Source organism: Shewanella sp. FDAARGOS_354 (assembly GCF_002209245.2).
GTDB classification, from domain to species: Bacteria; Pseudomonadota; Gammaproteobacteria; order Enterobacterales; family Shewanellaceae; genus Shewanella; species Shewanella xiamenensis.
Map to the genome: position 1 here is coordinate 2489290 of NZ_CP022089.2, position 23230 is coordinate 2512519.

Consider the following 23230-nt stretch of genomic DNA (forward strand, 5'->3'; position numbering starts at 1 on the left):
TAAAACTCCACCTAAGACTCAATGTTTATCATGCTATGACTATTTTTCTAGACCAAACTTATCCATGCGGCGATACAGGGCTTGCCTACTTAGGCCAAGGGATTTAGCTACTCGTGCAATCACGCCCTTGTGCTGTCTTAAGGCCATTTCAATCTGCTCACGGCTAACATCCATAGCGTCGCTCGAATCCAGTTGAGCGGACACGTCTTGATTGGCAACTTTTATCTGTGATTCAATCGGGGCAACTTCGGTTATGGTTCGCCCAAACGTCATCGTATTTATCGTGTGAGTGTTGTTAGCATTGACTGGCGGTAAACCAAAATCAGCTTCCGTTAACACTCGACTTTGCGCCAATAGCGCCGCACGTTTACAGGCATTTTCTAGCTCGCGCACATTCCCCGGCCAACGATGCTGTAATAGCGCCTGTTGGGCGGGTTTACTCAAACTAAAACCCTCACCGACAAAATGTTTCACTAAGGGCAAAATATCGTCAATACGCTGATTCAGTGGCGGTAAGGCCAGTTCAATCACATTTAAGCGATAGAATAAGTCCTCACGGAAACGTCCCTCGGCAATATCTTGGGCAAGATCGGCATTGGTCGCACTGATCACCCTCACCTTCACTTTTAAGGTTTTATGGCTACCTAAACGTTCAAACTCCCCGGTTTGTAATACCCGCAATAATTTCACTTGGCCCGAGAGCGGTAAATTACCAATTTCATCCAAAAACAGCGTGCCGCCATCGGCCGCTTCAAAGCGACCAATGCGCGCCTTATTAGCCCCCGTAAACGCCCCCGCCTCAGCACCAAAGAGTTCGGCTTCGAGCAACTCCATTGGCAAAGCCCCCACATTCACCTTAATAAAGGGTTTGTTTTTTAAGGGAGAATTAGCATGGATAATATCGGCAAGCTTATCTTTACCGGCACCGTTAGGGCCTGTGATCAATACAGATACATCGGAGCGTGCCAGTTGTAAGGCTAAGTCAATACAACGCTGCATCGCACCACTACCAAAAACAATCCCGCACAGATCCGCATCGGCAATCGCGACTTGGCGTTGTGAATTAACTCGCTCGAGCCGATGATTTGTACGTGCAAGCTTATAGAGAGCAATTAAATTCGTAATGCTGTTTAGTAACTTAGCATCATCCCACGGTTTGCCCATGTAATCAGCGGCGCCGGCTTTAACCAACTCAACAGCGGTTTCGAGCTGCGTCCAAGCCGTCATTAAAATGATCGGCAAATCCGGCTGCCTATCACGCAATGCATAAAACAACTGCCGCCCTTCTTCCCCAGAGGTGGTATCGCGGGTGAAGTTCATATCTTGGATAACAAGATCAATATCATGGGTCGCGATCAGACCAAGGGCATCATCTGGTGTATGGCAAGTTAACACCTGATAACCATTGATCTCCAGCATTAAGCCTAAGGCCTGGCAGATGGCGTGGTTATCGTCGACAATCAGAATTGTGTCCATGTGGCAAAGTATATCCCGAGTAAAACTATTAACCTTAAAGTAACAAAAAGTGCAATAACATCCTACTGTTATCGCACTTTATGCCGCTCAGCTTATGTTACACAGTACGCGTCGCTGTCGCCGGAGATATCTTGGCAGCCTTGCGTGCAGGTAAGTACACCGCAAGGGTGGTCACCACAAATAATCCAACAACGGTGAATAATGGATAGGAAAGCGCCAGCATAGGTAAGCTATACAGGCTCATCAATTGCTGGCCTAACTGAATCGCTAACAGCACACCCAAAGTGCCACCTAACAGACATAGCAGATAGTTTTCCACTAAGAAGTAGCTGATAATATCGCGCTTTTTAGCACCTAACGCGCGGCGAGTGCCAATCTGCTTGGTGCGACGCTGGATATTAAACATCACCATCCCTGTCACCCCAAGTGAGGTAATCAACAACAGCAATACCACCATCATGGTTAGTACGGTTGCCATTAATTCATGGTCACGATATGCCTCGATACGGCGCTCGCTCATGGTTGTAAAGCCTTCGACTACCCGGCTAGGATATTCTTTATGCAGGGCTTCGGGGATGACCTCTTTTAAGCGCTCAATATCAGCTGGCTTAGCTCTTACTAAATAACGTTTATAGTCAGCGGGATAATTCACCGACAACACAGAACTAAACTCAAGGTTACTATTATCAACCCATGCCGTTTGTAAGCGCTCCAGCACTCCAATCACCACAAAGTGCTGTGTGCCCATATATACGCTCTTGCCAAGCGCTGATTCATTCGGCCACACCTTATCGACAAAGGCTTTAGTGACTATCATCTTGCCCCCATCTTCCAGCAACTCTGTGGTGATTTCCTGGGGATAGAAGTTACGTCCCTCGACTAACTTCAGCCCTAAGGAGTCGATAAAATGCTCATCACTCATATACATGCCGGTATTGGGCGTAGATTTAGCGCGCTCCTCAGGCCCTAGGGTAAAGTTACTCGACCAACCGCCGCCGCTCAGGGGAGCCATAGAGGTAGGTGCAACATCGATAACGCCAGGGATCGCACGAATGATCTCTAAATCTCGTTTATCCTGCGCTACTAAATCTGTCGATTTATCAAAATGATAAATGCTGAAATCAAAGACTTCACTTTCAACAATCCCCGACTCACGCGCCATTAAATTTAATCGTTCGGCGATAATAAAGCTGGCATTAGCGACGATAGCCACAGACAAAATAATCTGTAATAACAGTAGTAAGGGGCCGCTTTTACTGCGTAATAAACTGCTGAGAATAGGTTTGATATGTAACATATTGCCCCCGATTATTGGCTCTTAAGATAAACACTTGGGTTAGTGGTACACACACGCCACGCAGGATAAATACCCGCCACAATCGCTGCAAAAATGGCAATAACAGGCGCAATGAGCCACATGCTGGCGTCGAGATGAGTAATCGAAGCCTCAAGTTGAAACTTCTTTGTGAGCAACGCAAGTGAGCCCCAAGCCCAAGCCAAGCCGAGTAAGCCACCGAATAGTCCCATCAAAGACACTTCCACCATATGTTGGGCAAAGATCTGCCCTTGGCTGGCGCCGATGGCGCGGCGCACGCCAATTTCGGGAGCTCGGCGTAAAAACTTAGACAGCAACAACCCTAACATATTGACTAAGCAAACAATGAGGAAGAGTGCACTGAGGCCCACCAGCACCTTGTTATCCTCTGGCACCACTTTATTAATGGCTAGCCATTGGTCAATATCGGACAATTGCACATCGGCCTTAGGTGAGCTAAAGCGACCTAATTTCTTTTGTTGTTCAATATATTGGCGAACCCACTGACGGTACTCAGCAACTTGTTCAGGCGTATCGAGTTGCACCCAAAATTGTGTCCAATGCTTTTCGGAGGTTAAACGCTGCGCGTAGTTGTTGATGCTCTCATAGTTCCAGCCATTGGTATTTCCCCAACTGCCATATTCCTCAATCGGCGCTAAGCTGTAGGGCACAAACAAGGTATCCACATTACCAAAGGCGCCGTTGTTAAGGTCATAATAGTTTGGACTCGGCGCCCAAGGCTTAAGCACGCCAACCACCTGATAGGGCTTAGCATTAAAATAAATCGTCTTGCCGACACTATTTTGGCCCGCAAACAGCGTCTTATTCAGCTCATCGGTGAGCACCACTTCGTAGCGAGCATCTTTATCGACGCTGTCATCCCACGCCTGACCGTATTGAAACTCGAGGCCAAACAGTGGGAAAAAGTCGTTATTGGTTACCCTAACCCGAGATTGCAGCACGGGTAAAAAAGCGGGATCTTCGGTTTGCACCGCGCCGCCAGTGCGAAACATGGGGGTTTGCAGGCTCGGAATATCACTCTTAAGTAAGTTCATCCCGTCTTGATAGGTGATCTGTTGATCGAAGCGATCCCAGGCATCTGGCCCTTGGCTCCACAGCTGTACCGCAAACAACTGGCTGGACTTCTCCCCCGCAGGGTTAGTGGACATCATTTTGTAGATGTTAAGAGTGGTGATGGTGATGCCAATGCCGATAGAAATCGCCATGATCATCAATGCCGACAACATGGGCGTTTTTTTGATGCTACGCCAAGCTAAATCTAAGTAATAGAAGAACATAACCGCTCCTAGCCTTGGGCGTTAGCAACCAATTTATCGACACTGCTATGGCTTGCACTGCGGGCCGCATTGGGTTGATACATGGTAAAGTCGCAGACTTGACCATCGACAATTTGAATATTGCGCTGGGCACGGCGGGCCAGTTCAGGATCGTGGGTCACCATGATGATGGTGGTGCCAGATTGGTTAATATTCTCTAATAATTCCATCACTTGGCGGGCCATTAAGCTGTCGAGGTTACCCGTAGGTTCGTCGGCGAGCAGAAAACGGGGTTCCCCCGCTAAAGCACGGGCAATCGCTACCCTTTGCTGTTGACCGCCGGATAATTGAGTCGGCAAATGCTTCATCCGCGCACCTAAGCCCACTTGCTCTAATGCTTGCTCCACACGGCGTTTACGCTCCTTGGCACTAAAACCACGGTAGCGCAGCGGCACTTCAATGTTTTCCGCGAGGTTAAGATCGGGGATCAAGTTAAAACCTTGGAAGATAAAGCCAATCTTCTCATTGCGTACGGCGGCACTCTTGTTATCACTGAGGTTGGAGACATTAATCCCATCTAAAAAATAATCCCCATGGGTGAAGCCTTCGAGCAAGCCAGCGATATTTAAGAAGGTGGTTTTGCCTGAACCCGAAGGGCCTGTGACCGCCACAAACTCACCCTCGTTTACCTCAAGGTTGAAATCCCGCAGTGCGTGGGTTTCTACTAAGTCCGTTTTAAAAACTTTACTGATATTCTTCATTGATAACATTTTAATTTCCTTAATTAATTTTTATCTTTGCGCGTAAACGGCTAATAAAACGCGCGGGACTTCAATGTAACTTGAGCATGTAACAGACGAAGCAGAGGCAACCGCTTATCAGCCCAGAAAAGCACCCATAATGAACTCACTCAACTTACCGAACAGCCCATTTAGGCAAGAGAATATCAAGCTCACACTTTCCATCGAGACATCACCAATCTGGCGCATTTCGTCTAAGGGATTGGTCCATTCCAAAATATTTAAGCCAAGGAAAAACCAACTATTAGCTTCTCCAATCCCCAGCTCTACCGCCACAACTAACAAGGCCAAAGCGAATACGCCAAACAGCTTGGAGGACATCAACACACTGATATCAACATTTTTATGACTCATTATTGGCTCCTATTTACTTATCGCCGCAGTATTTTCAACCACGGCAATTTCCAATCCATCAATTTGATTAATAAGTTTTTTCAACCAAATAACATCAATGCATCTTAACCTGTTCGGCATGATTGAAGGGCTCAACACTCGAGATCACCCATTCGTCACCCGCTTTACCGCCTTCAATCACTTCCACCTGGCTCATACTGGTGCTACCCAGTTTAATCTGGCGGCGGGTAGCGATATCGCCTTCGACTTGATAAGCCTCCTCCCCGCCACCGCTGGTCATAAAGGCACCACGTTTGACCATCAACACATTTTCCCGATGTTCGAGTAGCACTCGGGCAGAAATGCGTTGGTTTTGGCGCAGCTTAAGGCTTTCGCTCTGGGCAAATTGCACTCTGGCGGTCACTTCACGGTTACGCACTTCGGGAGAAATCGAGGATAACTTGCCCATGAGTTTGACTTCGCCAAAGCTCAGCTCAACCTCCATGCCAAGTCCAAGTTCATCGGCGTAAGACTCTGGCACCGCAAGCTCGGCCTCATAGGCACTTAAATCGACCACAGTTAGAATCGGTTGATTGGCACTCAAACGCGTTTTTTGCTCTGTCAGCCAGTTGCCAATAATGCCGCCAACCGGCGCTTTAATATTTAAGGCTTCAACTTGGCGCTCTAATTCACCTACCGCTAACTGCTGGCGTTCAACTTCAAGCGCTTTATTCTTTACTTCAAAGGTCAAGGTATCCTTAGTTAATGCAGCGTCTTGCAACGCATGCTCAAATTTAAGCTTGGCTTTATGCAGATCATCTTTGCCCTTTTCATAGTCAATCTGCCCAATCAGCTGACTTTGAATAAGCTGCTCACCACGACGACGTTCACGCTCAGCCGCCTCAAGATCAACCTTGGCCATATCTAAGGTTTGGTTGACTTGTAATTGGTTGCGTCTGGCGTCCAGCTTGGCACGCTCAAGAGCGCCCTCCAAACCCGCTAATAAGGATTTCGCCTGTTCTAATTGATTGGTCAGTCTTGGACTATCTAGCTTGGCTACCACATCGCCTTTATTAACCGTATCGCCAGGATTGCTCAGTAGCGTCACTGTCCCTTCTTCAGTGCTGTAGAGGATCGGTGCATTGGCCGCGACAATTTTACCTGTAGTCGCGATATCCCGAGTCAGCGTACCTACATATAAAGTCGCAGTGGTTAACTCACTACGGCTAATGGATTTGCTCACATTATCGCTACTGAAACTGGCCCATACTAAGGCGCTCACTAATAAGGTGCAGCCGCCAATAATCAAGGGCACCTTGAGACGTTTAGCGTTTGATGGCGCAAGAAGAGTATCTTGGCCGCTGGTATCTTTAATCATGGCGTTTCTCGCTTCCCTGTCGGAGGGCTGGATATGCCCATCGCTACGGACACTATTAAAAATCGATATCCAGCAATAGCAACGCCTATGCCAATTCCATTAAAGCATTTATTTTCATTGTGTTAGATAAGATTCAAGATAAAAGTGTCCGCGGACACCACAGTTGAAAACTAAAAGTGTCCGCCTAAATTTCGCAAAAGTGTCCGCTCGATATGAGAAAAGGCTGCTTGTAGGTGTACGGTACTCAGCAAAGAACAAGCTGGCAGTCGCTCAACATGCGCTAACACTTTTATTCGCCAAATGACGGAGTTTCCCTTTACAGCTAAAACCTTGCCACATAAGATCCTGCCACCCTCGCAGCAGACATATCCAATAAGATGAATCGCCCTATGAAAACACTCACTATTACGCGTCCTGACGACTGGCATATTCACCTAAGAGATGGCGCCCAATTAACAGATACGGTTCGCGATATCAGCCGCTATATGGGCCGCGCTATCGTCATGCCTAACCTGGTTCCTCCCGCTATCGATACCGAAACCGCCTTGGCTTATTACGATCGTATCAAGGCGCAAGTGCCCGCAGGCTCGCAATTCGAACCCTTAATGGTGTTGTATCTCACCGACAAAACCAGCCCAGAGGAAATCCGTAAAGCTAAAGCCTCGGGCAAAATCGTTGCAGCTAAGCTCTATCCCGCAGGCGCGACCACCAACTCGGATTCTGGCGTCACCGATTTGAAGAACATCTACCCAGCCCTCGAAGCGATGCAAGAAGTGGGCATGTTGTTCCTAGTGCATGGAGAAGTGACTGATTCATCGATTGATATTTTCGACCGTGAGCGTGTGTTTATTGAGAATATCTTGAGCAAGATCGTAACTGATTTTCCAAACCTTAAAATCGTCCTCGAGCATATCACCACTAAGGATGCGGTCGATTTTGTGACTCAAGCCTCTGATAATGTGGCCGCCACGATCACCGCGCACCATTTACTTTATAACCGCAACCATATGTTAGCTGGCGGTATTCGTCCGCATTTTTATTGCCTACCAATTTTAAAGCGCAATACCCATCAGCAAGCACTGTTAGGTGCCGCAGCCAGTGGCAATAAAAAGTTCTTCCTCGGTACCGACTCGGCGCCACACGCAAAAGATCGTAAAGAAGCCGCCTGTGGCTGCGCGGGTTCTTATACTGCCCATGCCGCCATTGAGCTGTACGCCGAAGCCTTTGAATCAGTCAATGCACTGGATAAATTAGAAGCCTTTGCCAGCTTCAATGGCCCAGATTTTTACAATCTGCCCCGCAACAGCGATACTATCACCCTGGTGAAAAAATCTTGGGATGTGCCCGTCAGTTACCCACTTGGCGACAACAACGTTGTGCCAATTCGCGCTGGCGAACAAATCGATTGGCAGGTTGAATAAACAGGTCATTTGACGCGATAAACGGCTAGCTAAGCCTGCCGCTTATCGTGCTCGAAACCGTTAAGAGTCGCCTTAGGGCGACTTTTTTATAACCAACACGTAAAACCATAACCTATTATCTTTTAAGAGAAAAAGTATGCATACACGGAAGTTACTAACGCTATTGTCCTCAAGCCTATTAATTACCACTACACTGCCACTCAGCACGTTTGCCGCCGATGAACTCACAGGCGTTTGGCAAGGACAACTGGGTAAAAGCAAGATCAGAGTCTGCTTTAACCAATATGGCACTGGCAGTTATTACTATCAAAAATACCTCACCCCAATTCGACTCGAGCTGCAAGACGGCATCTGGAAAGAAGAAAACAACACCGGAAACTGGCAGTTTGATACCGCAACAGCACAAACACTGAGTGGCCAGTGGTTTAAAGACAGCGCCAGCAAGTCACTGCCAATACAACTTGAGCGGCAAATCAGCCCGGATAATCAGGATGACTGCAGCGCCGATGCCTACAATCTGCCGCTTGAAACTAAGCCTTCGGTGAGCCGCGGAAAATGGCAACGCTTTCAGACTATTGAATACCGTCCGCTGACCTTTGGCACTGATGTTGGTATCGAATTTAACGGCCCACAAAAAGGCATTTCGGCAATTAATCACTGGCTTGAGAGAAAGCTCACCGATGATGCGCAGCTGGCACAAACCTTTGAGACTCGCCGCAGAATGTTGGCTCAAATGGGCAGCTTTGTGGCTGACGAAACCTTTGCAGAACCCATTTTCCTCAACCAACATTGGCTTAGTGTGCGCTTGTATCGCTGGGCAGCGGGTTATGGTGCCAATGGGATCAGCCAAGAGCTTGTTAGCTTCTCGCTTGCAGATGGAAAACCTTTCCATCCATGGCAATGGTTTCTCGAGAATGAACAGTCTCAAGCCATGCCGGAGAGTATGAGTTATCCGTTACCACAAGCGCTAAAGCAAAAGCTGTTTGCCGATATCCCGCCAAACGCAGATTGCCCCACCTCCGACGGCTCTGGCTATTATCAACTGACTCTTGAGGCAACTGGAATGAAGTTTTGGGAAATGCCCCGTGGTGACGGCTGCGAGCAGGAATTTACCTTAACCCCTCAAGAAGCCATGCCCTTTGCCACTCAATGGGGTAAAACACAGCTTAAACTATTGGAATAAATTTCGTATTACAAAAGTACGGTATTGGGAAAGTAGGCTTTAATGGTGATAAATATGATGACACCAAACGCGCTTTCCCATCCAACACAGCAACGCATTTCAAACTTACCTGTTTCAGTAAGGGATCATCCTTGAGTCATTTAACCGTAAACAGCGTGACACCCGAAGCCTTAGTGCAAGCCCAGTTAGTTGCCTATAACCAACACGACCTTGCAAGCTTTGTGGCACTCTTTAGCGACAACGTTTGTATTTATCGTCCACCCGCCACACAGCCCGTTATTCGGGGTAAAGCCGCATTTCGCGATTTCTATCAAAATGAACGCTTTAACTTGCCGCATTTACATGCCGAAATCCTCAATCGTATGGTTGTTGGCAATAAGGTCGTGGATCACGAACGGATCAGCGGCATACACGACGAACCTTTTGAAGTGATGGTGGTATTTGAGGTAATCGATGGACTAATCCAAAATATGTGGAGTTTTGCGACTAACTGATGGGTTATCGGGCTTTACTTGATGCAAGATTGAACCGCTATATTCACTCCGCATCTTCCGAGTAAGGCATTGCCTGAACAGCATCGTATCTCAATACGTCAACATGCCCGAGTAGAAAATGGCTAAAGACCCACTACACTTAACCATCTAAATTCGCCATAAACAAGGCACACTTCAATAGCAACGAGGGAACACATGAACGCTAAAATCATCTTCACAGCCAGTATTGCACTATTACTATCCGCAAATTGCCACGCCATTAACGATGAGTATCGCAAGTTACTTGAGCGTTCAGGCTGTACCCAAGTGTCTGAAATGCAAGGGTGCGATATCCACAAAACCAAAGAAGAAAATGCCAAAGCAATGGCTTCCCCCAAAGCCGCTGCTGACGCCATCATTCCTAATGCCCAACAGTGGATAGCAACAGCCAGTTCAGGAGCAACGGTTGCAAATATTCAAATCAATGATAAACATCAGGTTTGGGTTAACGGTAAACACGTAAAATCCAGTCAAAGTGGTGGAGCCATCAAATTCAAAGACGGTATGGTGGAATTCACCATTTATCCCGATGCCAGCTCGAATAAAGAGAGTATGTGGATTGATAACGATGCAGGATCAAAAGGCCCGATTACGGCCAAGTAACGCCTAGTAACAGCCTACACTTGCCATCCCGCAAAAATAGGGGCTTACGCTTACAGCAGATAAAGTTCGCTAGCATACGCGATGAGCCCTTTAATACCATGGTCGTTTTGAAAGTATCGAATGGTCTCATTCAAGCTAGACTGCCTTTACAGCCAACAGAAGACATTTCATATCACTGAACCTCAAAACGCCCTTTACAGCATGAATCAATCACGGGCTTCTAACTTTGGTCTATGATGCTTACACAGACCCGTTAACCCTATTAGGATTAACTTTACTAGAATGGTTAACCTACCAATGTTTATCAGAAAAGTGTTACACCTATCCCAGATTTACTTTCGACAACTCATTTTAACGTGAAATCAACGGATTCTGTGAGATGGATGACTGTCCCTTGGCCGCAAAATGCCTTAGGGTTAGTAGCAATTGCCAAAAGGGTAAAACCAAGCGCCCTTTTTCTTTAACCATTTTGCCTAACAACAGGAATTGCTGATGTCTGATAACCAAAATGCCTTTTACGCCCGCGCCACTGAGTTGATTAAGCTCGCTAACCAGCAAAACCAAAACACTGAAATCCAAACCGGTGAAGTCAGTGCTTCATTTATGTGGGCCCTCGCCCGCTACAACGCTTGGTTTGGCTCCACCAGCTTTGAAAACAAAGAGCAAATGCAGGCCAAAAAACAAGAAATGATGGACTACTACATGGAGCGTTATAAAGAAATGCTCGACGCCAATCTCGAGGACTATATCGAAAACTTCGACCACTACCGCGCAACGCAAAAGTAATCGTTTACGCAACGCCCGATAGCCTAAGGTTATCAGGGCGTCTAATTTTTAGCTTAAGTGGTGATAACTCTCATTCCTCAACACTTAGCTACATCGTTATCCAATATTGATTAATTCTCGTCACGACAAGCCAGTATTTGCGACCGAATGTCTGCCTTAAGCACTAATCATCTTGCTGTCAGTTGAATACTGACAGAAATATTAACATAGGCTCTTTTTAGCTACTCATGTTGGTTTTAATCCATAAATAAGCAACATAAATAACCACCGAAGTATATCCAGCCGATATCACTAGATTACATTTCCAAAGAGTTAACCAAAAAGATCCTCTGAAATAAGTACGCTTTCTGACCTCATGATTAAACAATGCAATTGAAGAAAATATCAACATCAGTGCGGAGCATCCCAGCATAGGTAACAACAGAAACATGATACCCAAACCTGCCGCTCCTAAAGATGCGTTAGATGTTTCATTACCAATGGGGGCGAGCATCATAAAGCCCAAAGCTATCCCTGCTATTGTCAGTATCAATCCCAAAAGTTGGAGTGTTCTCATCATCGTCCTTAAGATTAAATCCGCACATACTAGGACTATGTATGCAAAGAGCGCCAACAACATACTATCTACGCTCTCTTTGACAATCCCTAATTTATATCGTCGTCTCTACGATTGTTAAATCTACAAAATGGCGCTTGTAACAGTGTGTAAGCGGAGCAACTAAACCCAATCTCACTTTAAACATGAATTATTAGTGGGTTCTTGTGAGCAAATGCAACGGCATATCATCATCTAAATAGGCCTCATCTGCCAGATAGAGCTTATTAGTACGGATCATCTTCTGGATCATCTCAACATAGGCGTAGCCGCGCTCTGAATATCGATCCAAGGTACCAGCAAGTGCAACACCCGTAATTGTTTGATTGGCTTGCCTTGATTCGGCACGAAGCTGACGCATTTTGTGGTAAGCACTATGGGTATTTAAATTCAATAAGTATCCTTCAACGGAGGCTAAGGGTGTCTCAAATCGCGCCAGCCCATACTGCCCCATCCCCTGGCGCTTTTGCTTTGGCTCCATACCATTACCATTAAAATCCCACTGACCAAACAAGGCATTCCCCTCAAGTGTAAAGCGCGATGTCCCCCAACCACTTTCCTTTGCCGCCTGGGCCAATACTAGAGATGGAGGCAAAATATCTACCCGTTCAAGCAGGGTTTGCCTGTGGGACGGTGATAACGACGGTATTGGATTACTGATAACTTTGTACTTAACCGCTAAAGCGACCAAGCCAGTGTCGTTGAGGGGCGCAGAGATTACCTGTTGCCGTTCTTGTAACACTTTTTCATTCGCTAATAATACTAAGGGGGTCATCAATCTAAAAAACACCATCTTCTTTTGCTTCACAGGCAATTGCTCTGATACCGACCGCCATCCTTTACCTACGGCATCAAAGGTTAATCTCGGAACCGATTTATCCGTCATTCCGCACCTAATTTTCGATTTAAAAAACTTGACGGCGATCGGTCATTCTGATCTATTACTCTCTTTTGCAGGTAATTCATCATGGCCGCTCCCGCTATCTCTATCCGTAACCTCGACCACCTTGGTTTGGTCGCTGCACTTTGCCAAGAACTCGGCATTGCTCGCATGATTGATGCGGTGCTACCCAAAACGCCGCCCTACAAAGTCTCACATGGTGAAGCGTTGGTGGCGATGATACTGAACGGTCTTGGCTTTCATAGTTCGACCTTGCACATGTTCCCGCAATTCTTTGCCAACAAGCCTGTAGAACGCCTGATTGGCCCGGGGATCTGTGCCGATGACCTCAATGATGATGTGCTCGGCCGCTGCCTTGATGCCCTCTTTGAGGCCGATGTCAGCACGCTTTATCAGGTGATGGCGGAGCAGGTCGTCGAACGATTGGGGCTCAAAAGTACTGCAGTACACCTCGATATCACCAGCTTCCACGTCGATGGCGCCTATGACCAAGCCGATGGCGAGCAGCTCGGTAAGTTGCAATTGGTACGGGGCTATAGCCGCGACCATCGGCCAGAGCTAAACCAGGTTATCCTGGAGCTTATCTGTGAAAATCAGGCCGGCCTGCCCATCTACATGCAAGCCTTGAGTGGTAATAGTAATGATACCAAGGCCTTTGCCCAGACGGTACGGCGCCACTTGAGCAGTCTCAAGGCCGCGCAGGAGAGTCGTTATCTGGTCGGCGATGCGGCGCTGTATTGCGCCGACACCTTGCAACTACTGGCACAACAGCAACAGTTGTTCGTGACTCGTGTGCCTGTCACCCTCAATGAAGCCAAGCGAGCCGTGGCAACCATTGGCACCCAGTCGCTGGTTGCGCTGGGCAATGGCTATCATGGCTGTTGGCAAAGCGCCAATTATGCCGACGTCGCGCAGCGTTGGTTGCTGGTGCGCAGCGAACAGGCCAGCCACCGTGAGCAGCAAACATTAGCCAAAAACCTACTGAAAGACAGCACGCGTGAACTGAAAGCCTTCAACAAATTATGTGCCCAGCGTTTTGCCTGCGAGACCGATGCGCAGGCTGAATTAGCCCGTTTTGCTGTCAGCTTAAATCTGCTGCAACTAGAAGCAGAAGTCGTGAGTGAACCTATCTATGCAGGGCGCGGAAGGCCGCAAAAGGGTGAAATGCCGGTGAGCTACCAATTTCACATCAAGGGGTTAGCCGCAAGTAGCTTGGCGCGGGTGGCTGAGGCGCGCAACCAGACAGGGGTGTTCATCCTCGCGACCAATGATCACAGTGAAACGCTCACCATGGCTGAGCTGTTGGCTACCTATAAAGCCCAGCAGAATGTCGAGCGTGGTTTTAGGTTTCTGAAAAGTCCCGAATTTTTAACCTCCTCGTTATATCTTAAAAAACCGGAACGTATCGAAGCGTTGCTGATGGTGATGACCTGTAGCCTGATGATTTATGCGGCGCTGGAGCACCGGATCCGGCAGGGCTTAGTAGAGCAGAACCGGAGTGTGGCGGACATGAAAAAGAAACCCACGCAAAAACCGACTGCGCGGTGGATTTTTTTACGCTTTGGCGGGGTGCACGAGTACCAGTTGGGAGAGGCGCCACCTCAAGTCACAGGACTCACAGTGGACCAGCAGATCATTCTCGACGTGTTAGGCGAACGGTATCGGCAAATTTATTCCTAAATCAGGTGCGGAAAGTCGGATTTATTCCCCCCATGGAAATTTTCAGCAGTGTAATTAAGGGATTCAAAAAAGAGCATCAAATCATCAATGGAGTGAATACTTACAGTGACAGGTTGAAGTTCTGCCTGCTGCACGGACCGTTGTTCACGCTCTGGTTGAAATATAATGCCGCCAATACGATGTTCACCTTGAGTATATTGATTATTCACTTGGGTATAGGAAGGCTGAATTAAGGCTGATAATCCCATAATAGGTGGTTTTGTTGACTGACAATTTTCAAGCGGATAGCAAGTCTTTTCAGTTGAAAACGCCGTAGACAAGAGCTGATTAAACACCAATTTGTTGTCGGTCATTTCTGCTGCGGCGAATAGAGGTGAAGGCATAGACATTAGGAATAGCATAAGCATTGCTAAGGGCAGTTTACAGTTTATCAACATGGAATCTCTCGGAGAAAAACAATCGCAGTCCAACTAGCCAAAACACAGGGCGCGAAAGATAACAATAAAATCCTGACAATTTGCTTAATAGCTAGGCAACTAGGTTTGTAATACTGAGTTGACTGCGGAAATATCGCATGTGTCGAGCAGTTGAGGCGGCTTTTGATAAAATGACCCGCGGGCATGCCATGTTTGCTCCGTAAATTCCATCGTAAAAATGGGAACATGTAGAGATGCAAACGCGATAGACCATCGGCTTCACTACATAAGTCATCTTAGCGATCAGAAGACTGGTTGAAATGTTTAAGAATCAAGACTGAATAAAACTAAGTATTTCGGCTTGCACATATAAAAATACTTTGTACGACTTATTATTTTTAATAAATCGAAAATAGTATGGTTACATTGAAAGGCACCAATAAATAATGACCATTTTATAGATCAACATATTGATTATGAATTGTAATAAATTCAGGCTTATTATTGAGCACAGCCATAACACACTTAGGATCAAACTGGAGGGCGTTCAAAATTCTGTGTCAGGCTAATTTTTAAATTTCCAGCACGCTATCTAAACGTCCTTCAAAATAAATCGCTAACTGAGATAAACAAAGGCTCCAATTGTGGATTGGCATGGTCCATTTATCTGAGGCGTTTAATATGCCTGCGTAAAGTAGCTTCAACAAGCTATTTTCATTAGGAAAAGCACCTTTGGTTTTGGTGAGCTTTCTAAATTGGCGATGCACAGCCTCAACCGCATTGGTCGTGTAAATCACTTTCCTGATATGTTCTGGGTACTTAAAATAATGGGACAAATTATGCCATTTGCGACGCCAAGAGTTGATTACCAGCGGATAAGCATCACCCCATTTGGCCTCCAGTTCGTCCAATGCCATCTCTGCGGCTTCTTTACTCACGGCTCGATACACAGGCTTTAAATCAGCCATAAACGCTTTCTGATTTTTTGAGGCGACATACTTCATTGAGTTGCGGATCTGGTGGATAACACATAGCTGTGTTTCCGTATGAGGGAAGATACTGGCTATGGCCTCAGGGAAACCGGTCAAACCGTCAACACAGGCGATAAGAATATCTTTTACACCACGATTATTAAGATCGGTCAGTACGGATAGCCAGTAATTAGCGCCTTCATTTTCGGACAAGTGAAGCCCTAAAATTTCCTTTTTTCCTTTCATATTAAGCGCTAACAATGTGTAAACGGCTTTACTGACGTAACGCCCATCCTCTTTGACTTTGTAATGTATCGCATCAAGCCAAACGATAGGATAATGGCTATCTAATGGGCGCTGTTGCCACGCTTTAAGTTCGGGGATGAGTTTGTCAGTGATAGCACTGACTGTTGCGTTAGACACATTGAGCCCATACATATCTTCAACATGTTGATTAATATCGCGATAGCTCATACCTATACTGAACATCGATAACACTTTACGTTCGATTTCATCGGTTAGCGTAGTTTGATTTTTCTTAATCAACTGAGGCTCAAAGGTGCCATTGCGGTCTCTAGGCGCGTCTAACTCAAAGTTACCGGACGGATACTTAATGGTCTTAGAGGTTTTGCCATTTTTACGATTAGGCTGAGGATCATGCGCTAAATGCTGCTCAAGCTCAGCCTGGAGAGCCGCTTCAGTGAGTTGCTTGATCAGTGGACCAAGAATGCTGTCTTTACCTGTGAGGCTTTTACCTGATTGCAGATCTTTAAGGGCTTGTTCGAAGTTAAAAGGTTGGGTCATGTGTCATTCCTGTTTTTGAATATTTTACTGAAATGACACAGAATTATGAACACTACCTCAAACTGTTGACCCGCATTATCCTCAAGATAAGCAAATGCATCCTCAAACGACCATGCCTCTTTATATGGTCGTTTGCTTGTTAAGGCATCCAGAACATCAGCAACAGTGACTATTCTTGCTTCTAACGGAATATCCTCTCCTTTTAATCCCTCAGGGTATCCCTTACCATCGAAACGTTCATGATGGTAGTTGATAATATTCTTTAACATCTCCGTATGGTGTATCCCATTGAGACTAAACTCATTAATCATCAAATTAATCATCTCTCGACCTTTAATAGTATGAGTTTTCATCACCTCAAATTCTTCACTGGTTAATTTCCCTGGCTTCAATAGTATTGCATCTGGCACGGCGATTTTACCTATATCATGTAACTCAGAAAATAGATAAATAAACTCAACTTCCTCATCACTTAATCCTAACTCTTTTGCGACTGTTTTAGCGATGATGCGCGAATATGAAGACATTCGGTGTAAATGATTTGCCGTTTCTTCATCACGATAACGACCAAAGGCTCTGGCAGTAATAAGTGCCCCATTAAACGTCTGAATAGAAAGAAATTCAACTGCAATGATACCTGCTAGGATTTGTGCATATGCGGAAAGTTCAGCACGTATTGCATCATCAAAATAACTACTCTCTTTAGAGTTACAAAATAAAAAACCAACAAAACGATCATTAAAATACAATGGTTCGGTATAACTAGATTCGTAGCCCGCCTCAAGCACTTTTCGACTATGTTCAGAACTATATATAAGTTGAGTACATAAATTATCTAATACCCTAGCTTGGCGGCTTTCCACTATATGTTGGAGAGACGGTGTTTCGCTCAATTTTGCCTCATATAAACTCAACGGTGGCTTACCATCTGTACTATGCACAAAGGTTTTAATTTTATCTGTATGTTGATCATATATAGCAATTGCGATTCTAGTTAATTTGTCAAAATTTTTACGGAGTCGTGCATGAACATAATGCACTCGTTCATTTATTGTCCTGTCCATGATTCACTCCGCAATTAAATCTCAATAATTACAATACGAACATATTCGTTAGCGATAAAAACAACTGTTTTTTATCGCTAACCAAAGGTTTGACTTAAATTTTTAAGTTGATTTGCTCTATTCAATAAATTTTTACTCGTCGCACTGACGCCTTCAACTTTCATACTATTGTCATGGGATATTGATGAAATAAGATTAATATTTCTATTAATATCTTCAATCACGGCTTGTTGCTCAGTTGCAGCTGAAGATATTTGGCTGGAAAAAGCGGATACTTTATCTATTTCAACCGTAATATGATTTAAATATTCCGCTCTGAAGGATCCCCTCATAAATCAGCCATAGCATAGCCATATTTGAGCAACTGATTGGCGAATAATACCCAGGCCGCCAGCAATTCTTTCTCCGTGATTTGATAATCAGGCCGCCTGAGCACCTCCAATCCCAAGCGAATCGTTGAGAGTACCGTTCGATGCCCAATGGTATTGGCCTGAAAATGCTTATCCCAGCCCTGTTGCTGTGCGTGTAAACCAACTAGCCACAACAGGCATTGAACCATCAACGCTATCAGTAGGATGATGTCGAATCGCTCTGGACTGTTGGTACGACTTTGGCGTAAGCCAAAGCCGTATGCCGGGCTTTTGAGGTCACGAAAGGTTTCCTCTATTTGCATACGTTTGGCGTACAGGTTTACCAGCTGCTTTGGGCTCCGAGATTCTGGTGGTAAATTGCTGGCTAACACCCAAGGCTCTTTCGCCGATGTTGAGTACGTTTTTGCCGATGGATGGTGGCAATTAGTCCTCGTTGAACGCTGATTTGTACGCCCCTTAGGTTTGCTACGATAAAGCGTGAGATGGCAATTGATAGGGTTAGTTTTGGTCAAGGTCTTACAACCCAGGCTCTTCGCTTGACCGTTGGCCAAGTCATGTGTACTGCGAACTGCACGCCAATTTTCAGCGCCAATATCTGCAAATTGAACTGTACCGCGAATACGGCTTAGCCAAAACCAACCATGCGCCTCAACCTCTTTGTACCAAGGCACTTTGAACCCCGCGTCAGTCACGATGAGAGGGGTAACATGCAAAGGTAAAATCTTGGCTAAGTCCGCTAAAAAACCGTTGTGGGAGGCCTTAGAGCATTGTTCTGATAGGGGATAGGACTTCTCATACAGGGTAATAGAGCGGCCATTGAAGGCTATTGAGGCGCGCAGAGCCATGATGCGTTTATGCTCTCGGATGTCTGACCAATCGACGAGCACAATCGGCATAGGGTTACCAGAACAGATGAGGCTGGCATGCCATTGGTAGACAGCTAACCGTTCTTGATGCAGATGCGTGTTGCCGAGCAAACGATCAATGCGCTTGATGTTGTGCTTGGTTCGGGCCGTGGTTGGTAAATTTCGACCTAACTCAGTCAAGGTCAGTGTCTTACATTCAATCAGTGCCTTAGAGGCCAGCATCAAGCTGTTTAATCGTTTTAGGTGAAGTTCTGGGCAGTATTGGTGTAAAGAATGTTGTAGGATATTGGCTTCGCGCATCTTGTTGTCCAAGTGTAGTTTTTAGCGAAACCATTTGATCATGCAACAAGATGCGCTTCCACTCTAATTTGATGATTTATTTGTAAATCATCAGGGGATTCTTCAGTATTCCGCTCCAATTCGAGTGCTAGAAAGGCAAGTATTCGTTCTACCGACATTCAAATGCATCAACTCTTTCCATTCATTCAGTGTACGCTGAATATGCCCTATACTCGTTTGAATTTGCTCTGTCGCTTTATGAGTACGAGTAGATAGATTACGAACTTCATCGGCAACAACTGCAAATCCTCGCCCCTGCTCACCGGCGCGAGCCGCTTCGATTGCAGCATTGAGTGCTAACAAATTCGTTTGATTAGCAATCCCTTGTATTTCAGACATGATAGTGTCTATTCGTTCTGACTCACTGGACAAAGCTACTGCAGAATCAAAAGCTTGTTCAGCTTGGGTCGCTAATGAGGCAACTTCAGTTTCAACATTTTTTAGTTGCTGACTGGTCACCTGACAATGACGACGGGCTTCTTCAATCTGTAGATTACTCGCTTGGATATTACGATTAATTTCTTCTGCTGCGGATGCCATTTCAGTCACCGCAGTAGCAACTTGTTGGATCTGTAGATCTTGGGAGGTGATATCATTGCTCGTGGTAGACATAGACGTACTAATCTGATCCGCAATAGATTTCAATGAATGGGTTGCGTCATCAACTCTTCCTAAAACAGTCCGAATTCGCGCCTGCCCAAGTTTGATATGAAAATCTGCAATACTGTGGGGGGCGTCACCAGAAAAAATCAGCCGGCTAATGCTATCGTAGTCATTCTCTAATCGCTGCAAGTATCTAGGCGTTAAAAATAACTGCTGTCGATTTAAGGCAATGATAGCGAGTAAGGGCAAGATCACTAAGAGTGATTGAGGAAAGGTTAGCCACCAAACACTACAGACAATGGCTATGGATAATAAAAGAAAACTGACTAGATGATTTGATAGTAACTTATTGCCCCAAAATATATTTTTCTTGTTTTCAAGCGCTCTTAACTCCTTATACATCACACTAGCACGCGCTTTATGTTCAGGCGTAGGGCAACAACGGACTGATTGATAACCTGAGATCCGGCCATCCTCATAGATGGGGGTAACATAGGCATCGACCCAATAATAACTACCATCTTTACAACGGTTTTTAACCATGCCACGCCAGGGCTTGCCTTGCTTTAAATGTTTCCATAAATCGGCAAAAGCAGCTTTCGGCATATCTGGATGTCTAACTAAATTATGATGCTGACCAATCATTTCATCGAGTTGGTATCCAGCCACTTGGCAAAAGCCGGGGTTAGCGTAGGTAATTACGCCATTAAGATCGGTTGTGGAAACGAGCTGTAGATCTTCAGAAAATTTGACTTCACTATCTTTAGTCACTACATCCTTGTGTACCATGATCACAATCCCTGATTTACGGTTGGATTAGTGTAAAAGTATAGTAAGGTTTTCCTTAATTGCACTTTTATGAAACAGCACTACTAGGGCGTGCGAGGTTTCAGGATTATTTTGCAGCATTTGACTGACACTTATACAAAGCAAAGTCCGTGCGATGTCATGACTCAATCTAAACAGGCGATAACATAGCAGACACGCCAACACGTCCTAAATCCCCAAAGCCAGCAGCATATAATGCATTCAAAGCAAACAAATTTCTCATCTGTCGTTTATGTAAGCACCTAAAATCAAAGAGGGGCAAACAATCCTATTTGCCCCTCTGATGCAGTGACACTGTGGCGAATCAGTTAGTTACTTATGCGCAGCAAGAACAAACTTGATACATCGCCATTATTGAGTACATGTTTTTGTCGTTTGGCAATCAACCTGCTGCTTAAGTTGCTGTGCATATTGCTCCGCTGCTGCTTTTGCCTTTCGGGCTTCCACTTTTTGCTGCACATCTTCAGCTAATGCCTTATCAAAGGTCTCCATGCCAAAATAGTCGGCAACATCCAAATAAATAAACCAAGCGGCAGCGGCAACGAGGCCATAGGTCAGTAGACGTAACATGGTATTTAAACCTCAATAATTGTATCGACATCTGCAATATAGCTGAGGTTTTTTATAAAGAAAACTGTCAATTTAATGACCAAAAAATGTCAAATAAATACCATTAATCAATGAGATACAAAAACACAAAAACCTTAAATTACAGAGTTTTAGCATTTTAAGATTAAAGTCTGCATTAAACTGTCAAAATTAATGATTTACCATGGAAAAGATCGATTATTTGACATGTTTTTATAAAGTGACAATAAACCATAATCTCCTTAACTAACGTCAGGAAATCGACGATAAAATCATCAAACCCTATTTTTGGCATAAAAAGCTAAACCCAGCGATAGCCAATTAGGTTAACTTCAAATTCTGTTTAGCCTAAGTGCCAGCAATCCCTCCCAGCAGCTTTACTGCGATATAATGCCGCATCAGCGCTCTCAAATAATTTTTGGGGCAACTTTGGGCCAATGGCAATACCTATGCTTAAGGTTACCCGACACTGTTTCTCACGCCATTGTTGCAGACGGATAGAATCTAATAACCGATTAAGATTGTTCACTAATTCAGCTTTATCTTCCAAAGGGAATAAACAGGCAAACTCATCGCCACCAAAGCGATACACTTGTCCACGAGTGAAAGTCACCGCCAAAATATCTGCGACACGTCGCAGCACAGAATCTCCAAACTGATGACCAAACTGATCATTTATCTGTTTAAAAAAATCGACATCAATCAGGACTAACACATAGGGCGGCTGATGCATTCCAAATTGATTAAGATCTTCATCAAATGCACGACGATTGCCTATATTCGTTAAGGGATCAAGCCTAAGTTTTAAATGTTGCGTTGCTAGTTTATTTTTAATTTTTCGCAGGCTTTTATCCACGAACCAAGATGAATTCACTAACTTATCTTCAGATAACACGCCATTTAACTGTTCAACTTCTAACTCAATTAATTTAAGTTCTTGTCTAAAAACTTTCATTAGTGACCTAGTTCCCATAGCGGCAACAATAAAAAATGCAGCAATAGGAAGTAATAGTAAAACAAGCTGTTCCACAAGTGCCTTTTGGAACCTAACTGCTGGCACATAAATACCTACTTCCCAATCAGCATAGGCTAAAGGTTTCACTAGCAATATGCCATTCAGTAAACCACTAACACAAACTAAAGATTGATTTGCAGAAACAGTATCGAACTGTAATAGCTCACCATTCACTACTGACAACATTTCTTGGCTTTGACGATCACGAATAAAAACTGAAATATTTAAATTGGTCGACATTCGCTCCAACACTTTATCCAAGGTATCAAGAGACATATCAACCAGCATAACACCAATAGGTAATCCACTGTCAGACAATACTTTTTGCCCAAGACTTAGTACTTTTTGATGGCTATTAAATTCCTCATAGGGACCGATCCAAACTGGGGCATTTGATTCAGATTTAAGAATATGAAACCAAGGTCGCGTCTCAGGATTAAAATCAGCGCTTTTTTCCCAATGAGGGTAGCTATCAATATGTCCATTTAAGGCATTATAAAAATAAATATAATGCTCTTCTTCCATTTTAATTTTATGCCCTACAGCCCAAACGGGATTAAATACAGACTCACCTGCAAGAATAGCATTCTGATCAAGCATAGAAATTAAGACTGAATGTTGCTTTTCATTTTCTTTAACTAGCTCATAGATATAGGTACTTTCAAGTACATTCAGTATTTCCTCATACCCCACCATTCTTAATCGAACATGGTTTTGATAATTTAACACTGCTATTAATAATGTAATAATCACAATCGCAATGCTGGCAAATAGAAATGCTTTAGTAAGTAAGTGATGTTGTTTTAGATGAGGTAATAAGGATGATGGCATCGTGTATCTAGATAAAGTAATTTGTACGAATACTAGGGGGATCATCCTCTCACTTCATTGATAGTTATCAAATTTGAAGATAAAAAACGTTAACATTTAAAGCTTTTAAACGCCGAAGCTTACAAAAAGAAAATAGTTTTATGAAATTGTTTAAACCACAAGAAACTGAAACAAAAATAACATGTTTTCAACCACAAAAATCAGCATGGATTTACATATTATCGACAAACGGTTGAGGCAGTTCATAATTCTT

General features: G+C 44.6%; 22 protein-coding genes. 6 read left to right on the forward strand and 16 right to left on the reverse strand.

Annotated elements, in window-relative coordinates:
* Window positions 1–39: 39 nt before the first annotated feature.
* The 6 genes from CEQ32_RS11310 to CEQ32_RS11335 form a co-directional block, all read right to left on the reverse strand.
* Complete coding sequence (locus tag CEQ32_RS11310; protein ID WP_037428402.1) at window positions 40–1476, reverse strand: sigma-54-dependent transcriptional regulator; 1437 nt, start codon at window positions 1474–1476, stop codon at window positions 40–42.
* Between the two features lie 97 nt (window positions 1477–1573).
* Entirely contained in the window at window positions 1574–2773 is a 1200-nt protein-coding gene (locus tag CEQ32_RS11315) for an ABC transporter permease (protein WP_037421576.1), read from the reverse strand.
* Window positions 2774–2784: 11 nt separating this feature from the next.
* Window positions 2785–4089, reverse strand: coding sequence for an ABC transporter permease (locus CEQ32_RS11320; protein ID WP_037428404.1), 1305 nt, complete (start codon window positions 4087–4089; stop codon window positions 2785–2787).
* Between the two features lie 8 nt (window positions 4090–4097).
* Window positions 4098–4838, reverse strand: coding sequence for an ABC transporter ATP-binding protein (locus CEQ32_RS11325; protein WP_023269017.1), 741 nt, complete (start codon window positions 4836–4838; stop codon window positions 4098–4100).
* Between the two features lie 108 nt (window positions 4839–4946).
* Entirely contained in the window at window positions 4947–5222 is a 276-nt protein-coding gene (locus CEQ32_RS11330) for a hypothetical protein (protein ID WP_037428407.1), read from the reverse strand.
* A gap of 94 nt (window positions 5223–5316) precedes the next feature.
* Window positions 5317–6579 (reverse strand): efflux RND transporter periplasmic adaptor subunit, encoded by a 1263-nt coding sequence (locus CEQ32_RS11335; RefSeq protein ID WP_037428408.1) that lies wholly within the window; start codon window positions 6577–6579, stop codon window positions 5317–5319.
* Between the two features lie 389 nt (window positions 6580–6968).
* On the opposite strand from CEQ32_RS11335, the gene pyrC reads away from it, so the two are divergent.
* The 5 genes from pyrC to CEQ32_RS11360 all read left to right on the forward strand — a co-directional run bounded on the left by pyrC (window position 6969) and on the right by CEQ32_RS11360 (window position 11105).
* Window positions 6969–8000: a dihydroorotase gene (pyrC, locus tag CEQ32_RS11340; RefSeq protein ID WP_088586038.1), complete on the forward strand. Its 1032-nt coding sequence runs from the start codon at window positions 6969–6971 to the stop codon at window positions 7998–8000.
* A gap of 136 nt (window positions 8001–8136) precedes the next feature.
* Window positions 8137–9183, forward strand: a complete 1047-nt coding sequence (locus CEQ32_RS11345) for a hypothetical protein (protein WP_088586039.1) — start codon at window positions 8137–8139, stop codon at window positions 9181–9183.
* A 131-nt stretch (window positions 9184–9314) separates the two neighbouring features.
* A complete protein-coding gene (locus CEQ32_RS11350; protein ID WP_088586040.1) occupies window positions 9315–9677 on the forward strand; it encodes a nuclear transport factor 2 family protein in 363 nt (120 codons plus the stop codon).
* A gap of 195 nt (window positions 9678–9872) precedes the next feature.
* Window positions 9873–10319, forward strand: coding sequence for a hypothetical protein (locus CEQ32_RS11355; RefSeq protein ID WP_088586041.1), 447 nt, complete (start codon window positions 9873–9875; stop codon window positions 10317–10319).
* 492 nt (window positions 10320–10811) lie between these two features.
* Window positions 10812–11105 carry a DUF3144 domain-containing protein gene (locus CEQ32_RS11360; RefSeq protein ID WP_037428416.1) on the forward strand — a complete coding sequence of 98 codons (294 nt, stop codon included), beginning with the start codon at window positions 10812–10814 and terminating at the stop codon, window positions 11103–11105.
* A 217-nt stretch (window positions 11106–11322) separates the two neighbouring features.
* Here CEQ32_RS11360 and CEQ32_RS11365 read toward each other — a convergent pair whose 3' ends face one another.
* Together CEQ32_RS11365 and CEQ32_RS11370 are read right to left on the reverse strand one after the other, a co-directional pair.
* Window positions 11323–11664: a carbon starvation protein CstA gene (locus tag CEQ32_RS11365; protein ID WP_226871905.1), complete on the reverse strand. Its 342-nt coding sequence runs from the start codon at window positions 11662–11664 to the stop codon at window positions 11323–11325.
* A gap of 190 nt (window positions 11665–11854) precedes the next feature.
* Entirely contained in the window at window positions 11855–12586 is a 732-nt protein-coding gene (locus tag CEQ32_RS11370; RefSeq protein ID WP_088586042.1) for a glucosaminidase domain-containing protein, read from the reverse strand.
* Between the two features lie 81 nt (window positions 12587–12667).
* Between CEQ32_RS11370 and CEQ32_RS11375 the strand changes: the two genes are divergently transcribed.
* Complete coding sequence (locus CEQ32_RS11375) at window positions 12668–14281, forward strand: IS1634-like element ISShes12 family transposase (RefSeq protein ID WP_088586043.1); 1614 nt, start codon at window positions 12668–12670, stop codon at window positions 14279–14281.
* On the opposite strand, the gene CEQ32_RS22970 is transcribed toward CEQ32_RS11375, so the two are convergent.
* The 8 genes from CEQ32_RS22970 to CEQ32_RS11415 all read right to left on the reverse strand — a co-directional run bounded on the left by CEQ32_RS22970 (window position 14278) and on the right by CEQ32_RS11415 (window position 22977).
* Window positions 14278–14634 (reverse strand): hypothetical protein, encoded by a 357-nt coding sequence (locus CEQ32_RS22970; protein ID WP_192959161.1) that lies wholly within the window; start codon window positions 14632–14634, stop codon window positions 14278–14280. The genes CEQ32_RS11375 and CEQ32_RS22970 overlap by 4 nt on opposite strands.
* 635 nt (window positions 14635–15269) lie before the next feature.
* On the reverse strand, window positions 15270–16472 hold the full coding sequence (locus CEQ32_RS11385; protein WP_032482388.1) for an IS256-like element ISSod4 family transposase: 1203 nt from the start codon (window positions 16470–16472) through the stop codon (window positions 15270–15272).
* Window positions 16469–17536: an HD domain-containing phosphohydrolase gene (locus tag CEQ32_RS11390; protein ID WP_088586045.1), complete on the reverse strand. Its 1068-nt coding sequence runs from the start codon at window positions 17534–17536 to the stop codon at window positions 16469–16471. Before CEQ32_RS11390 ends, CEQ32_RS11385 begins: the two co-directional genes overlap by 4 nt.
* Window positions 17537–17613: 77 nt before the next feature.
* Entirely contained in the window at window positions 17614–17868 is a 255-nt protein-coding gene (locus CEQ32_RS11395; RefSeq protein WP_088586046.1) for a hypothetical protein, read from the reverse strand.
* Window positions 17865–19073, reverse strand: coding sequence for an IS4-like element IS10A family transposase (locus CEQ32_RS11400; RefSeq protein WP_001206290.1), 1209 nt, complete (start codon window positions 19071–19073; stop codon window positions 17865–17867). Before CEQ32_RS11400 ends, CEQ32_RS11395 begins: the two co-directional genes overlap by 4 nt.
* Window positions 19074–19175: 102 nt before the next feature.
* Window positions 19176–20504 carry a methyl-accepting chemotaxis protein gene (locus CEQ32_RS23280; RefSeq protein WP_088586047.1) on the reverse strand — a complete coding sequence of 443 codons (1329 nt, stop codon included), beginning with the start codon at window positions 20502–20504 and terminating at the stop codon, window positions 19176–19178.
* A 390-nt stretch (window positions 20505–20894) separates the two neighbouring features.
* Window positions 20895–21113, reverse strand: coding sequence for a hypothetical protein (locus tag CEQ32_RS11410; RefSeq protein WP_037428423.1), 219 nt, complete (start codon window positions 21111–21113; stop codon window positions 20895–20897).
* A 361-nt stretch (window positions 21114–21474) separates the two neighbouring features.
* Window positions 21475–22977, reverse strand: coding sequence for a sensor domain-containing diguanylate cyclase (locus CEQ32_RS11415; protein ID WP_197278467.1), 1503 nt, complete (start codon window positions 22975–22977; stop codon window positions 21475–21477).
* Between the last annotated feature and the right edge of the window lie 253 nt (window positions 22978–23230).

Excerpts from the sequence above, each read along its gene's own strand:
- CEQ32_RS11320 (WP_037428404.1), bottom strand. The coding sequence starts at position 4,089 with ATGTTCTTCTATTACTTAGATTTAGCTTGGCGTAGCATCAAAAAAACG.
- CEQ32_RS11345 (WP_088586039.1), top strand. The coding sequence starts at position 8,137 with ATGCATACACGGAAGTTACTAACGCTATTGTCCTCAAGCCTATTAATT.
- CEQ32_RS11395 (WP_088586046.1), bottom strand. The coding sequence starts at position 17,868 with ATGAGGGGATCCTTCAGAGCGGAATATTTAAATCATATTACGGTTGAA.
- CEQ32_RS11335 (WP_037428408.1), bottom strand. The coding sequence starts at position 6,579 with ATGATTAAAGATACCAGCGGCCAAGATACTCTTCTTGCGCCATCAAAC.
- CEQ32_RS11400 (WP_001206290.1), bottom strand. The coding sequence starts at position 19,073 with ATGCGCGAAGCCAATATCCTACAACATTCTTTACACCAATACTGCCCA.
- CEQ32_RS11390 (WP_088586045.1), bottom strand. The coding sequence starts at position 17,536 with ATGGACAGGACAATAAATGAACGAGTGCATTATGTTCATGCACGACTC.
- CEQ32_RS22970 (WP_192959161.1), bottom strand. The coding sequence starts at position 14,634 with ATGACCGACAACAAATTGGTGTTTAATCAGCTCTTGTCTACGGCGTTT.
- CEQ32_RS11365 (WP_226871905.1), bottom strand. The coding sequence starts at position 11,664 with ATGATGAGAACACTCCAACTTTTGGGATTGATACTGACAATAGCAGGG.
- CEQ32_RS11370 (WP_088586042.1), bottom strand. The coding sequence starts at position 12,586 with ATGACGGATAAATCGGTTCCGAGATTAACCTTTGATGCCGTAGGTAAA.
- CEQ32_RS11330 (WP_037428407.1), bottom strand. The coding sequence starts at position 5,222 with ATGAGTCATAAAAATGTTGATATCAGTGTGTTGATGTCCTCCAAGCTG.
- CEQ32_RS11375 (WP_088586043.1), top strand. The coding sequence starts at position 12,668 with ATGGCCGCTCCCGCTATCTCTATCCGTAACCTCGACCACCTTGGTTTG.
- pyrC (WP_088586038.1), top strand. The coding sequence starts at position 6,969 with ATGAAAACACTCACTATTACGCGTCCTGACGACTGGCATATTCACCTA.
- CEQ32_RS11385 (WP_032482388.1), bottom strand. The coding sequence starts at position 16,472 with ATGACCCAACCTTTTAACTTCGAACAAGCCCTTAAAGATCTGCAATCA.
- CEQ32_RS23280 (WP_088586047.1), bottom strand. The coding sequence starts at position 20,504 with ATGGTACACAAGGATGTAGTGACTAAAGATAGTGAAGTCAAATTTTCT.
- CEQ32_RS11360 (WP_037428416.1), top strand. The coding sequence starts at position 10,812 with ATGTCTGATAACCAAAATGCCTTTTACGCCCGCGCCACTGAGTTGATT.
- CEQ32_RS11310 (WP_037428402.1), bottom strand. The coding sequence starts at position 1,476 with ATGGACACAATTCTGATTGTCGACGATAACCACGCCATCTGCCAGGCC.
- CEQ32_RS11415 (WP_197278467.1), bottom strand. The coding sequence starts at position 22,977 with ATGCCATCATCCTTATTACCTCATCTAAAACAACATCACTTACTTACT.
- CEQ32_RS11325 (WP_023269017.1), bottom strand. The coding sequence starts at position 4,838 with ATGTTATCAATGAAGAATATCAGTAAAGTTTTTAAAACGGACTTAGTA.
- CEQ32_RS11355 (WP_088586041.1), top strand. The coding sequence starts at position 9,873 with ATGAACGCTAAAATCATCTTCACAGCCAGTATTGCACTATTACTATCC.
- CEQ32_RS11410 (WP_037428423.1), bottom strand. The coding sequence starts at position 21,113 with ATGTTACGTCTACTGACCTATGGCCTCGTTGCCGCTGCCGCTTGGTTT.
- CEQ32_RS11315 (WP_037421576.1), bottom strand. The coding sequence starts at position 2,773 with ATGTTACATATCAAACCTATTCTCAGCAGTTTATTACGCAGTAAAAGC.